General features: G+C 56.9%; 13 protein-coding genes and 1 pseudogene. 12 read left to right on the top strand and 2 right to left on the bottom strand.

The window, feature by feature from the left end:
* The first annotated feature begins 1 nt into the window (after nt 1).
* The 12 genes from E2L05_RS08810 to E2L05_RS08755 are packed head-to-tail and all read left to right on the top strand — an operon-like array spanning nt 2 to nt 12246.
* A complete protein-coding gene (locus tag E2L05_RS08810) occupies nt 2-1222 on the top strand; it encodes a hypothetical protein (protein ID WP_133342549.1) in 1221 nt (406 codons plus the stop codon).
* On the top strand, nt 1212-2636 hold the full coding sequence (locus E2L05_RS08805) for a hypothetical protein (protein WP_133342548.1): 1425 nt from the start codon (nt 1212-1214) through the stop codon (nt 2634-2636). The genes E2L05_RS08810 and E2L05_RS08805 overlap by 11 nt, the downstream gene beginning before the upstream one ends.
* Before the next feature lie 53 nt (nt 2637-2689).
* Nucleotides 2690-2869, top strand: coding sequence for a hypothetical protein (locus E2L05_RS08800; protein ID WP_133342547.1), 180 nt, complete (start codon nt 2690-2692; stop codon nt 2867-2869).
* On the top strand, nt 2866-3192 hold the full coding sequence (locus E2L05_RS08795; protein ID WP_133342546.1) for a hypothetical protein: 327 nt from the start codon (nt 2866-2868) through the stop codon (nt 3190-3192). The genes E2L05_RS08800 and E2L05_RS08795 overlap by 4 nt, the downstream gene beginning before the upstream one ends.
* Nucleotides 3193-3237: 45 nt before the next feature.
* Complete coding sequence (locus E2L05_RS08790; RefSeq protein WP_133342545.1) at nt 3238-4530, top strand: oligosaccharide repeat unit polymerase; 1293 nt, start codon at nt 3238-3240, stop codon at nt 4528-4530.
* Nucleotides 4531-4539: 9 nt separating this feature from the next.
* Entirely contained in the window at nt 4540-6531 is a 1992-nt protein-coding gene (locus E2L05_RS08785) for an acyltransferase family protein (protein WP_133342544.1), read from the top strand.
* The gene (locus E2L05_RS08780; RefSeq protein ID WP_133342543.1) at nt 6528-7439 is read left to right on the top strand and encodes an NAD-dependent epimerase/dehydratase family protein; all 912 of its coding nucleotides are present in this window, start codon (nt 6528-6530) and stop codon (nt 7437-7439) included. The genes E2L05_RS08785 and E2L05_RS08780 overlap by 4 nt, the downstream gene beginning before the upstream one ends.
* 8 nt (nt 7440-7447) lie before the next feature.
* Complete coding sequence (neuB, locus tag E2L05_RS08775) at nt 7448-8470, top strand: N-acetylneuraminate synthase (protein ID WP_133342542.1); 1023 nt, start codon at nt 7448-7450, stop codon at nt 8468-8470.
* Complete coding sequence (gene neuC / locus E2L05_RS08770) at nt 8467-9609, top strand: UDP-N-acetylglucosamine 2-epimerase (protein ID WP_208016241.1); 1143 nt, start codon at nt 8467-8469, stop codon at nt 9607-9609. The genes neuB and neuC overlap by 4 nt, the downstream gene beginning before the upstream one ends.
* A complete protein-coding gene (locus E2L05_RS08765; RefSeq protein ID WP_133342541.1) occupies nt 9606-10211 on the top strand; it encodes a NeuD/PglB/VioB family sugar acetyltransferase in 606 nt (201 codons plus the stop codon). The genes neuC and E2L05_RS08765 overlap by 4 nt, the downstream gene beginning before the upstream one ends.
* Before the next feature lie 4 nt (nt 10212-10215).
* Nucleotides 10216-11679 (top strand): aminotransferase class I/II-fold pyridoxal phosphate-dependent enzyme, encoded by a 1464-nt coding sequence (locus tag E2L05_RS08760; protein ID WP_279512632.1) that lies wholly within the window; start codon nt 10216-10218, stop codon nt 11677-11679.
* 3 nt (nt 11680-11682) lie between these two features.
* Nucleotides 11683-12246, top strand: a complete 564-nt coding sequence (locus E2L05_RS08755) for a sugar transferase (RefSeq protein ID WP_133342539.1) — start codon at nt 11683-11685, stop codon at nt 12244-12246.
* A gap of 280 nt (nt 12247-12526) precedes the next feature.
* Here the strand turns inward: E2L05_RS08755 and purU are convergent, their stop codons facing one another.
* Both purU and E2L05_RS08745 read right to left on the bottom strand, forming a co-directional pair.
* Nucleotides 12527-13411: a formyltetrahydrofolate deformylase gene (gene purU, locus E2L05_RS08750; protein ID WP_133341314.1), complete on the bottom strand. Its 885-nt coding sequence runs from the start codon at nt 13409-13411 to the stop codon at nt 12527-12529.
* A gap of 37 nt (nt 13412-13448) precedes the next feature.
* Nucleotides 13449-13616, bottom strand: a pseudogene (locus tag E2L05_RS08745) (bifunctional methylenetetrahydrofolate dehydrogenase/methenyltetrahydrofolate cyclohydrolase); the annotation flags it as partial.

Here is a 13616-nt window from a genome sequence, read left to right as displayed (position 1 = left end):
TATGCTTGTAATTATCCTGAAATTTCTCGAGGTCGGAACACGCGCCATATTTGTGGTGCTGACGTCCTACTCTCTTGAGATTGAGCAGGCGGGCCAATTCGGGCTGATCGTAACCTTGCAGGGATTAGCATCGTTTGCGTTTGGATATGAACGTCATATCGACCTTATACGGCGCATGGTTGGCAAGCCGGATGGTCAGTTCGACCGCGCTGTTTTCCAAGCGATACACCTGTACGGGGTGAATTACATTGTCGGTGTGCCGCTATTTGCGGTGCTGCTCATCCTGATCGCACATCTGTCGCCAGCCTTGATCGGCCTATGCGTCGTGATTGCAATCGCTGAACAGTTGATGAACGCCGCTTACCATCTGGCGATGGTTGAGAAACGCTACCGCAAGATACTGTTCGTTACAGCCGTAAAGAATATTGTCATCGCCGCGGCGGTTATCGTTGGTGCGGTCCGGACGGATCTGGATTTGCCTTATGTACTTGCTTTTTGGGCGGCAGCTTCGGCCATCGGGCTGGGCGTCATTGTCGTTTTCTGGATCACTTTGCGCCAGCACGCACCAGACACCGAAAAACTGGGTGAGGCTCTGGTTCGGCAATACCGCGCGTCCTCGACCCATTTTTTGCTCGGTCTGACAGCCGTTTTCACGATCCAGATCGATCGCCTGTTGGTCGGCGCATTTCTTCCCCTCGCCGATGTCGGCATCTATTTCCGCCATCTTGTGCTGATCTCGATGCTGTATCAGGTATTTAACATCGCCTTCCACAACCGCATCTTGCCAAAGGTCTTTGCAGAGGGGCGCAAGGGGGATGTCGCGCCGCTGGTGCGGATCGTGCGGCGCGAGTATCTGAATGTACTGGCATTTTGGGCTATGGTGGCCGTGACTGGCGTTCTTTTACATTTGCTTACCAACGGCTATTTTGCCCAGCAACACCACCTACAAATGTCATATTTCGGTGGGCTGCTGGCGATGTCAGCGATCCGCACGCGCGCCGATTTGAACGCGCTGGTGTTCAACGCCCTACATCAGGAACGCACAGTTTTTCGGCTGCAACTCCTATCCTTTGCCCTTAGCCTTCCGGTCATGATCGTGCTGGCGCATGTCTACGGAATCGCTGGGTTTATTATCGCAGGTGGGGTCAGTGCGAGCCTGTATCTTGCCCTGACAACGATGCACCTTTCACGCATAACTTCGGTGAAGATTCATGATCAATAATGCAAGCGGAACGGTCCTCATTTATTCGATCCACCGCACCGAACACTGGTTCCGCCATCTGGGGCAAAACATGGGTTTCGCGCAAAGCCATGTCGTTTCCTGCCTTCCGGGCGAAGGGGACTACAACGTTGTCGCCGATTTCAAACGCCATCAGACAGCCTTCTACTCCAATGACATCCGCGAGTCAGAATTGCTAAGTGCCGACGAGGTTCGCGAGATCACCGCGCGCTGCCGCGTCCTGCGCTTTATGGGGCCTCGTCGCGCCGCAGCCATGGCGCTAGCGATGGCCGAAGCGTTCAATTCAGTGCTCGACCAGACACGACCCGATGTGATCGTCAGCTTCCCCATAGACCGCTACGTGTCGGACGTTCTGGCAATCTTGGGTGAAAAGCGTGGGATATCGTTCTATGAACTCACGGTTTCAGCGCTTCCCGGAATGTCGATGCTCATGAAGAAAGGCGTCCTTTGCACACATGAGGGCATGCCCGATCCAGATCGGATTACCCGTTTCGTCAACGAACTGGCCGCGCCTTTGTTCAAGCCTTCTTATGTGCAGGGGGTCGCAAACTTCACGCAGTTTCGTTTCCTCAAAGTGTTCGCGTATTTTCGTTTGCGCGGGTTCGTTTTCTGGCTCATATCGCTATGGAAAGGGGACCGTCTAAACCTGCACTATCTTGATGCGCAGAAATTTCTTGGACACAAGCCAAGGCTGTCTGACCGCAATGTGACAAAGCTGGTCGATTATCAATGGCGCGAAAAGTTGGACGCCTTCGACCGCTCGAAACGTGTGCTATTTGGTCTCCAACTCTTTCCCGAAGCGTCGATTGATTATTGGATCCACGATTTAGAATTGATCGAACACGAAGATCTACTAGTCGAAGCCGCCGAGGCATTTTCAAAGGACGGCTATTGCATTCTGGTCAAGGATCATCCGCTACAGTTCGGCTTTCGGCAATTGGGTTTAATCCGCCGGTTACTGAGCCTGCCCAATGTCGTCTTCGTCCCCTACGAGGTCAGCGGGATGGAAGTTCTCAGTTTGTGTGGCGTCAATTTTACCTGCACGGGAACGCTGGGGCTTCAGGCGGCGATGGCCGGAATAAAGTCGATCACAACGCGAAACTACTACACCACCGAAGGCGATTTCATACTGCTGGAAAGTCGCGCCGACGTACCGCGCCTGCCCCAAATGGTCAAAGATTTTCCAGAGGTTGACGATATCGAGGCACGGCAACGTCGGATCATCGCCAAACAGTTGCAAAGCAGCTTTGAAAGCGACTTTTTTTCCTTTCAGGGCTTCGACCCCCAAAAACCTGCGCTTGGCGCAACTGAACTGGGCCGTCTGCTTGGCGACGAGCTTCGCCAGTTCATGGCGGCTGACCACCAACACGGCCTAAAGCAACTTGATGCAGTGTGACGCTTGGTTGTATGACTTAGACGACTTTTTTGGCTCGTTCACGGAAACATGGCATGAATAATTTAGAGTTTGAAATTGTTGATGCACCGATCAAAGAAGCACCCTTTGATCCAGCGCTGAAGTGGACGCCGGGTCTTGTCGATTACGACCATCACCCTGCCTATAAATCCCTTATTGGCACTTCGTCTTTGAATTACGGACAAAGGCGATGGTGCAATTCTGGCGAAGCATGATCCCGCTCGTTTTCAAAGGTATCATCAAGTACGAAATGATACCGGTCGAAATCCGCAGACCTCGAAGTTTTGGCGGCTATCTTACCTTTGCTGACCTGTCAGCCTGGAAACGGTTTGCTTTTCTTGCCAGATGGTTGCGCCGGGAGTGGGCTTTCGGCAGGGTTTTTCAGGACGGCTGGCGGAAGTCACGGGAAATAAGGTGTATCAAGTTGCAGATTACCTCGGTCGGGAGATCAATAGGTCTGTTCAGTACCATGGGCGTTTATCGCGGAGACATGGTCGTAGAGGGAGCACAAGGCGTGATCACCAATGTTGTCGGCTAGACGCCTGATTGCAGGTAACCATTCAGGAAACCGGAGCGAGTTTCGATGAAATTCCACCCGGCAGTTCTGATGCTGATTGTCTGGTTTTCAGCCTTCGCCGGTTTCATCATCCTGCCGTTCGAACTAACCCACCGAACGATCGGGTTTCAGGGTCTGATGGTCCTTTTGGCCTTCATTCTGACTTTTTGCCTAGGCGGCTTTCTGAGAACAGTGCATCTGTCACAGCGCCCGGTGGCGAGCACCCAAGGCCTGAGGCTGAAGCGCGCCGATTTCGTACTTAAATCGCTGGCGACCGTTGCCTGCCTCACGATGGCTTTTGAGATCGTGCGAAGCGGTGCGCTTGATATCGGGTCGGCCTACAGCGCCCGATCCGACCAAGCGCAAGCCTTGCTGCATGGCGATTTGTCGCAAAGTTCCGGAATCTTCAAGATCGGGTTTCTTTGCTACCCGGCGGGATACGTCTATCTTGTCCGTGGGTTGCTTTTCGATGCCAAACCGCGCTGGACTACGATCATCGTTTTCGGCGTGCTGCCCGGAATACTCGCAGGTCTGGCAATGGGGGGGCGCACTCCAATCGTTAATACAATGGCCTACGGATTTCTTGCCTACAGGGCGCGCGCGGTCCTCTATCCGCGCATCGGGCAAATAGACCGCCCCAAACCTGGCAAGGTGAATCCGCTGATCAAAGTCGCAGCCGTGGTTTTTGGTCTATTTGCGTTCAATTACTTCATAAACGTGTTCATCGTCCGCGCCGATGCCGTTGGCGGTGCTGACATGATGCTAGATTTCGTGGCGTCGCAATGGGGCGTGACCTTTGGCGGCCCTGGGGCAGACGCAATGATCGCCCTGTTCGGAACCGTTACGACCTACCTAATCTTTGTCTTCGTCTGGTATCTGGTGCAGGGGATCGTCATGTCGAATTCCCTGTTTACCAGCTATTTGGGCGATCCGTTGATGGGCGTCTACGGCATCGACATCCTGACCGCCGTCATGCGGCGTGTCGATCCGGCTGGTGTGTCGGAAAAGTTCAACTATCTTCTAAACCTCGATACGTACGGGTTCCTGCCGTCTGCATTCGGGTCGCTGTATGTTGATTTTCTGTTCGGCGGATTGTTCTTTGCTTTTCTCTGGGGATGGCTGGCTGCGGTGGTCTATCGCAACATCCGCCGCGGCCGCGATACAAGATGGTTCATTTTCGCCCCCTTTATCACGCTTGGCGTCATATTTTCACTGATCAACACTCCGCTTGGTTTCAGCAATGGATTCATTACTCATTTCTGGCTTGTGACAACGTTTCTCTTGATCCGGCGGCCCCGGATGATGCAACCGACCGGATAGACGCGCCCCATGTCCAGCCAATTCGCCTACCGACCTGAAATCGACGGACTGCGGGCGATTGCCGTTCTGTCCGTCATACTTTTTCATACCCATGAACCGCTGTTGCCCGGCGGATTTGTCGGCGTCGATATCTTTTTCGTCATCAGCGGGTTTCTGATTACATCGATCATTGACCGCGAAATCGTCACAGGCCGCTTTTCCGTCGCACGCTTTTATGAGCGCCGGATTCGGCGCATCTTTCCTTCGCTGTTCTTGGTATTACTGGTTTGTTTGCCGTTCGCTTGGTGGCTGATGACGCCCGACCAGATGCAGAACTTTTCGCAGAGTGTTCTTGCGACCAGCGTATTTCTGTCCAATGTCTATTTCTACCTGAAGACCGGCTATTTCGAACAAAGCGCCCATGTCCTGCCGCTGTTGCACACGTGGTCACTTGCCGTGGAAGAGCAATACTACGTCCTTTTCCCGCTGCTGATGCTCGTTCTGGCGCGGGGTCCACGGGCTTTGTTGCTATTGGCGCTGATCGCGCTTTTTTCGGCATCTCTGGTTTTAAGCATCCTGTGGGGCGAAAGCAGCCCGATGTTCAATTTCTTCATGCTGGCAACGCGCGGCTGGGAATTGCTCGCCGGGGCGCTGCTCGCGCTGACCGGACATCACGTTCGACCGTTTCTTGAAACCCGTGTGCGACTGCGGCAAGGTCTTGAGCTTGCCGGGATCCTCGGCCTTGCCCACGGGGTTCTTTTGCTGGACAAGTCCGTTCCCTTCCCCGGCCTCGCCGCCCTCCCCGTGGTTTTTGGGACGGTTCTTCTGATCGCAAGCATGACGGACCGGTCGCTGGTCGGGCGCTTGCTGGCCAGCAAACCCGCTGTCGGGATCGGCTTGATTTCTTACAGCGCATACCTTTGGCACCAGCCCGTTTTGGCCTTTGCCCGAATTGGATGGAGCCCACTGCCGCCTGCCGCTTTGATTGCGCTTTTTGTTCTGACCATGGGTCTGGCGTATCTGTCATGGCGATTTGTCGAGAAACCGTTTCGAAACCGCGCATGGCTGACGACACGCATGGTCCTGTCAGGCGGCACTGCAATGATCGTGCTTTTCTGCGTGATCGGGGCCGCGGGCCATCTTCAACGCGGCTTTGCGCAACGCTACGACGCTCAAACGCTCGCCCTTGCAGCCACAGCTGAAATCAGCCCATTCCGAAGTGAATGCCACACCGAAGGGCTTGAGTATCGTCGACCATCTGAAGCCTGTGTTTACGTGGTGTCACCCGCAAGCTGGGCGGTGTTTGGCGATAGCCACGGTGTCGAAATCGCGCTGGCTTTGTCAGAACCCCTATCCCGGCAACAGGACGGGGTCATTCACCTGACCTTTAGCGGTTGCGCGCCGGCTCTCGATTTCAGCTATTCCAATCCCGGCTGCCACGAATGGGTCAACGAGACGCTCGCATTTCTGGAAAGCTCGGACAGCATCCTGAATGTCATGCTGGTTTACCGATCCGCATTTCACCTGTACGGGGAACACGGCGTTCATGGCGACGATTACGAAGCTCTGCGCACAGGTAGCGCCCCGTTGTTTCTTCAAGACGCCGGTGCCGCCGCTGCAAGAGCCGCCTATTGGAAAAATCTGGACAAGATCGTCGGACGCCTGACCGAGGCGGGCAAGAGCGTATACCTGTTATCGCCGGTCCCGGAATTGCCCTTGCCCATCGAACGGTTGATATTCGACACGTCACGGCCGATCGAAGAACGTCGAAACGCCAGCACGCCGCGCCAGTTTCTCGATGCGCGCCTCGGCGACATCAACGCCCAACTCGCAACCTTCGACGGGAACAAGGTTCATGTTCTGCGGCTCGACGATATCTTGTGCGACACCGCGTCCTGCATTGCCACCCAAGACGGAACCGCCTATTATTTCGACGACAACCATCTCAGTATGGCGGGTGCCCGCGCCGTGATCCGCGACCTGATTGCTTCGGCTGATCTGACGTTGGAGAGCAAGCCATGACCGACATGCTTCTTGTCACCGGCGCGAGTGGTTTTCTTGGTCGCATATTGGTACCGATCCTGCGCCGTGACGCTCAAGTCATTGCAGGGCTTCGATCCGGTACCGCTGACGAAAACACGCGAATTCTAGGCGATCTTGGTGCCTTTCCTGACCTGCAAACGGTATTGTCGGGTGTCGATTGCGTAGTGCATTGCGCCGCACGGGCGCATGTTCTGCACGAAAATAGCGATGACCCGCTGTCGGTTTTCATGCGCGTGAATTGCGATGCGACGTTGCATCTTGCGAAGCAGGCCGCACAGGCGGACGTGCGGCGATTCATTTTTCTTTCCAGCGTTGGCGTTCATGGGAACCAGACCTTTGGCACCCCCTTTCGGGCCGACGATACGCCAGCGCCGCACGCGGCTTACGCAGTTTCCAAACTTGCGGCCGAAGAAGGCCTGACCAAAATCGCACGCGATACCGGCCTTGAAGTCGTGATTATCCGGCCACCACTGATTATCGGCCCCCAGCCAGTCGGCAACCTGCGCAGCCTGTCGAACCTGATTAAAAAGGGGCTGCCACTGCCCTTCGGGCTGGCGACGGGCAATCGCCGATCACTGGTCACAGCCGAAGTTCTGGCGGATCTGATCCGTATTTGTACCGACCATCCCGGTGCGCCCGGACAACCATTGCTGGTTGCCGATGACGCCCCCTATTCAACGCGGCAGATCATCGAACGCCTTGCGGCCTTGAGCGGCCAAAGATTGCGACTGGTCCCGGTGCCGGTCAGCGTGTTACGGGGCGCGCTGCGCGCACTCGGCCGCAGCGACATGGCAGGCCAGCTTTTCGGCGATCTGGAAATCGACATTTCCGCCACCACCGCCCGCTTGGGTTGGGTTCCACCATCGACACATTCGTCGCGCGTATAGGAGCGTTCATGCCCACCTTTATTATCGCCGAAGCTGGCGTGAACCATAACGGTCAAGAAGATCTGGCTTATAAACTGGTCGATGCGGCGGTCGAGGCCCGCGCAGATGCGATCAAGTTCCAGACTTTCTCAGCCGCCAAAGTGGTGCAAAAATCCGCCGCCAAGGCCGCCTATCAAAAAGACGCCACAGGCGAGGGCAGCCAGTTCGAGATGCTGTCAAAGCTTGAAATGAGCCACGAACTGCATCGCGGACTGATGGCCTATTGCGACAAGATGGGCATAGAATTCATGTCGACACCCTTCGACGAGGATTCAGCCGATTTCCTTAAGGCCGAAGGAATGAAGCGCGTCAAGATTCCCTCGGGCGAGATCACCAACATCGTGTTCCTGCGCCATCTTGCACAACTGGGATTGCCCATGATCTTGTCCACCGGGATGGCAACCCTCGATGAGATCACCGAGGCGGTCACCGCTTTGCGCGCCCATTGGGGCGGCACAGGTCGGATCGATGATGCACTGACGATCCTGCATTGCACTTCGAACTATCCAACTGCGCCCGAAAACGTGAACCTTCGCGCGATGGAGACTATTTCTCGTGCCACCGGCCTACCTGTCGGCTATTCAGATCATACGTTGGGCATTGCCGTATGCCCGGCAGCCGTATCAATGGGTGCAACGGTTCTCGAAAAGCACTTCACACTGGATCGGTCGATGGTGGGACCGGATCACAAAGCCTCGCTTGAACCGGACGAATTGAAGGCGATGATTGCGCAAGTGCGCGTGGTCGAGGCCGCATTGGGAAGCCCTCACAAGGGGCCGACAGAAACCGAACAGGAAATGCGCATCTTGGCCCGACGTTCAATCGCCGCAGCACGTGATCTGCCTGTCGGTGCGGTTTTGCAGGCGTCCGACCTGATCATGTTGCGGCCTGCGTCCGGCATCGCCCCCCGCGAGTTTGACAGAGTGATCGGCCGGAAGGTCGTGCGCCCCGTTGACGGCGGCAGCACCCTGACTTGGCCGGACATTGCGTGAGCTCTGCTGCTATGCGCAAGATCGTCTATGTCTCTGGGACACGCGCCGATTTCGGCCTGATGCGGTCCACCCTGCAACGCATAGAGTCCGCCACTTCGCTGTCCCTTTCCGTTGTCGCGACCGGGATGCATCTGGTCCCGTCATATGGCGATACTTGGCACGAAATTGAGGCCGCAGGTCTGCGGCTGGCCGCGCGCGTGCCTGTAGAGATATCTCCGGCGACAGGGGCGACGATGACACGCGCCATCGGGCAGATGACTACCGCTTTTGCCGATGTTTTTGAAAGCGAAGCGCCCGATATCGTCCTTGTCCTTGGCGACAGGGGCGAAATGCTGGCCGCTGCGATTGCCGCGATCCATCTGAACATTCCCGTTGCGCATATCCATGGCGGCGAGCGGTCAGGCACCGTCGACGAATCCGTCCGCCACGCGATCACCAAGCTATCGCACATCCATTTCGCCGCAACTGACCAGGCCCGCGAACGCCTGATCGCCTTGGGCGAGCGGCCAGATTGTGTGCATGTGTCCGGGGCGCCCGGACTCGACGGTCTGGATGTAACTCCGAGGCGGGCCCGGAATGAGGTATTTGCAGACCTTGGGTTTGATACAGAGCGACCGGTGGCTCTCCTTTTATTCCATCCGGTTTTGCAAGAAGCCGCCGAAGCAGCGAACAAAACGCGCGCAGTCCTTGACGGGCTGATCCAAGCCCGGTGGCAAGCGGTGGTTCTCATGCCCAACGCCGACGCCGGCAGCGGGCAAATCCGGGCGGTGTACGAGAACGATGTGTCCTCGGATTTCCGCAAGTATGTCCACCTTCCACGCGCAGACTTCATCGAGATAATGGCAGCCGCTGACGCCATGGTCGGCAACTCCAGTTCAGGGATAATCGAAGCCGCAAGTTTCGGTACACCAGTTTTGAACCTCGGCTCGCGTCAGAACCTGCGGGAGCGAAACGCGAATGTCATTGATCTGCCCGAAGATACGGCACGCATCGCTGACGCGCTGACAGGTCTGGCAGGCCGACCGCGCCCGGCGCCTTGCAACGTGTATGGCGACGGTCACGCCGGCGAACGGATTGTTGCGCAGCTTGAAGCCCAGCGGCTGGATGCCGAGCTTTTGAACAAGGTTCTGATCTATTGAATGCGGTCCTGATTGGAGCTGGCGGTCACGCCCAAGTGGTCTTCGAAGCCATGGTCGCATCAGGGCTAGATCCATTGCACATAGTGGTCCGCGCCGACAAAGGCCTTTGGTTCATGGGCATGCCCATTCAAACGCCCGAATGTCTGCCCGACATGAGCGGCTTGGCCTGTCACGCCGCAATCGGCAACAACGCCGTTCGCAAGGCCATGATCGGCCGGGTCATGGCGGCGGGCGGCAGCTTGCACACAGTGGTTCACCCGCGCGCCATCGTTTCCCCCAGCGCACGCATCGGTGCGGGCAGCCTTGTTGCTGCCGGAGCGATCGTATCAGCGATGGCCTCGGTCGGGGAAGGTGTGATCGTAAATCACGGCGCGGTAGTAGATCACGATTGCGTCGTCTCGGACGCTACCCATATCGCACCTGGTGTGGTACTCGGCGGAGCGGTCAGGATCGGTCGGCAGGTCCTTGTCGGATCGAACGCGACGGTGTTGCCGGGACTTGTGATCGGCGATGACGTCGTTGTTGGCGCCGGGTCCGTCGTCACCAAGGACATCGCCTCCGGACAGGTCTGGATTGGCACGGGCTTGGCGGCCCAGGAGTAAAGAATTGAACGAAAATATTTGCATCGAACAGTCGGCAACACTGCATCGTGCCCTCGCCGCTCTGGACGCCTCGGGGATCGGGATTGCCGTGGTTGTGGATCCCGAGGGCGCCGTAACCCGCACCGTAACCGACGGAGATCTGCGGCGCATGATCCTGAAAGGTGCAAAGCTTGAAGACTTGGTCAACACTTTGCCGCCGCAGCCCCCCGTAACTGTCCCGCAGGGCACAAGTCGCACAGACGCATTGTCGGTCATGGATGCCCATCATATCAACCATTTGCCGGTAGTCGACGACGCCAATCGGCTGGTCGAACTGTTCGACCGCAAGTCTTTATCCAAGCGCATCTTCCTGTCGCCCCCGCACTTGGGCACCTTAGAACGAGAGTTCGTCGAAGAGGCCTTTACCTCGAACTGGATCGCGCCAATCGGTCCGAATGTCGACGCCTTCGAACGCGAGATGTGCGACAAGATCGGGGTCAAGGCGGCTGCGGCATTATCGTCAGGCTCAGCGGCGTTGCACCTTGCCATGCGTCTTCTGAACGTTGGCGCAGGCGACCGCGTATTCTGTTCTTCGCTGACCTTCGTCGCAAGCGCCTCTCCGATCACCTATCAGAACGCTGAACCGGTGTTCATCGATTCAGATCCGGACTCCTGGAACATGTCACCCCGCGCATTGGAGCGCGCACTGCACGACGCCCGAGCGGAAGGACGGCCACCCAAGGCAATCGTGGTCGTCAATCTTTACGGGCAATCCGCCGATATGGACCCGATCATTGAACTGGCCCAGCACTACGATGTTCCGATCATCGAAGACGCCGCAGAATCTCTCGGCGGGAAGTACAAGGGTCGTAGCAGTGGCACCTTCGGCACATTGGGGGTGTTTTCGTTCAACGGGAACAAGATCATCACCACATCTGGTGGCGGAATGCTCGTGTCTGACGACTCCGATCTGATCGCCCGCGCCAGATTTTTGTCGACACAGGCGCGCGAACCGGCGGCGCATTACGAGCATAAGGAAATCGGCTATAACTATCGGATGAGCAATATCCTTGCCGGTGTCGGTCGGGGGCAACTCAAGGTTCTTCAGGAGCGCGTAGACGCCCGGCGCGCTCTGTTCGAAACTTATGCAAAAGAACTAAGCGACATACCGGGGCTCACATGGATGCCCGAACCTGACTGGAGCTATTCAAACCGCTGGCTGACGACCTGCACCTTCGATCCGAATGCGTCGCATGTCGAAGTCGCTGCCCTGGTGAAAAGCCTGGCCGACGATTTCATAGAAGCACGGCCAATCTGGAAACCGCTCCATATGCAACCCGTGTTCCAAGGCTGCACCTACTACCAACACGACAATACCAGCGTCTCGGAAGTTCTTTTCAACAGGGGCATGTGCTTGCCTTCCGGCTCAAACATGTCTGAGGAAGAAATTTCGCGGATCATCGACAAGATCAAACTCGTGGCGGGCTGAGACTTGCTTAAACGTACCTTCGATATCATTGTATGTTCGTTTTTGGCGGTGCTACTTTTCGTGCCGATGGTCGTCATCGCCATAGTGGTCAAAGCCTCGTCTGCGGGCCCGGTCCTCTTTTGGTCAGACAGAGTGGGGCGCGACAACCAGCTTTTCTCGATGCCAAAGTTTCGCACCATGCGCATCGACGCGCCCTTGACCGCCACGCATTTGCTAGAAGACCCCCAAAGCTTCATCACTCCGGTCGGTCGGTTCCTCCGTCGGACGAGCGCCGACGAATTCCCCCAAATATACACGATCATTATTGGGCAGATGAGCCTCGTTGGTCCGCGTCCTGCTCTTTTCAATCAAGATGATCTGATTGCGCTGCGCACCGAAAAGGGGGTTCACAAGTTGCGCCCCGGGCTGACGGGCCTCGCACAAATTCGAGGCCGAGATGAGATTTCCATCCCCGACAAAGTCGCTTTGGATGAAAAATACCTTCAAGAAAGAAGCGTGTTGTTGGACACTCGCATAATCCTGGAGACGTTTCTTCACATATTTCAACCGAAGAATGTAAGCCACTGAATCGCGGCTCACGCGTCGCCCACGCTTCTCCCCCAAGATCCGCATCTGCCACATTTCTGTGGATCTTGAATCTGCCGAGCTGAAAGCAAATTTCATACAGACGACACGTCAAACAGGTTCGGTGGTGGCGGTATCGCAGAAACCTCAACTGGTCAAACTTCGGCGAGTAACTGCTGTGACCATGTCCACTTTCGCCCCCGCAGGCGTAGCCTGCCCGGCCCAACGGGATGAGACATCACCTGATGTCGAAGACGGGCGGGAGCCTCCCTTGCCTTGCGCTCTACCCCATGCGTTCGCTGGCGTAGCTTCCCGGACTGGCGGGGAAGACCACCGTCTTGTTTCCGTTCAACAGCACTCGCTTGTGGATATGCGCATGCACCGCACGGGCAAGCACCTGGCTTTCCACGTCCCGTCCAAGGCTCACGTAATCCTCTGCGCTTTGCGCGTGGGTCACCCGCACCGTGTCCTGCTCGATGATCGGGCCCTCATCCAGATCGCTGGTCACGTAATGCGACGTCGCCCCGATCAGCTTGACCCCCCGCTCATAGGCCTGCTTGTACGGGTTCGCCCCCTTGAAGCTGGGCAGGAACGAGTGGTGAATATTGATGATCCGCCCCGACATCTTGCGGCACATCGCATCGCTGAGGATCTGCATGTACCGCGCCAGCACGATCAGGTCCGCCCCCGTCTCTTCCACCACATCCATCATGCGCGCCTCTGCCTGGGGCTTGTTCTCTTTCGTGACCTTGATGCAGTGGAACGGGATATCATGGTTCACCACCACTTTCTGGTAATCCATGTGGTTGGAGATCACCGCAACGATATCAATCGGAAGCGCCCCGATCCGCCAGCGATACAGCAGATCGTTCAGGCAGTGCCCGAACCGCGACACCATGATGATCACCTTCATCCGCGCCGCTTCGTCGTGAAACGCGTAGTCCATCCCGAACGGCTCCGCCACCGCGGCAAACCCCTCGGCCAGCGCGCCAAGCTCTGCCCCCGTCTCGGCAGAAAAGCTCATCCGCATGAAAAAGGTACCGCTTTCAAGATCATCGAACTGCGCACTGTCGGTGATGTTGCAGCCATGCTCGGACAGGTATCCAGCGATAGCAGCCACAAGGCCGCGCGTGGATCGGGATTGGATCGTCAGGGCAAATTTGGACACGGCAGGAGTACTTTCTGTTCAGGATGGAAAATCAGGCTCAGGTCAGCCCGTCCGGCACAGGCTGCCCATGGGCGCGCGCCGCGGCGACCACCGTGTTGGCCAGAAGGCAGGCAATGGTCATCGGACCGACCCCACCCGGCACCGGCGTGATCGCCCCGGCCACCGCCGCGCAACTGTCAAAGTCGCAATCACCAACAAGCCGCGT

Origin of the sequence: Meridianimarinicoccus aquatilis, from assembly GCF_004358675.1 — a bacterium.
In the GTDB taxonomy this organism is placed as follows: Bacteria; Pseudomonadota; Alphaproteobacteria; order Rhodobacterales; family Rhodobacteraceae; genus Meridianimarinicoccus; species Meridianimarinicoccus aquatilis.
This window is presented reverse-complemented; position numbering and strand designations above follow the sequence as displayed.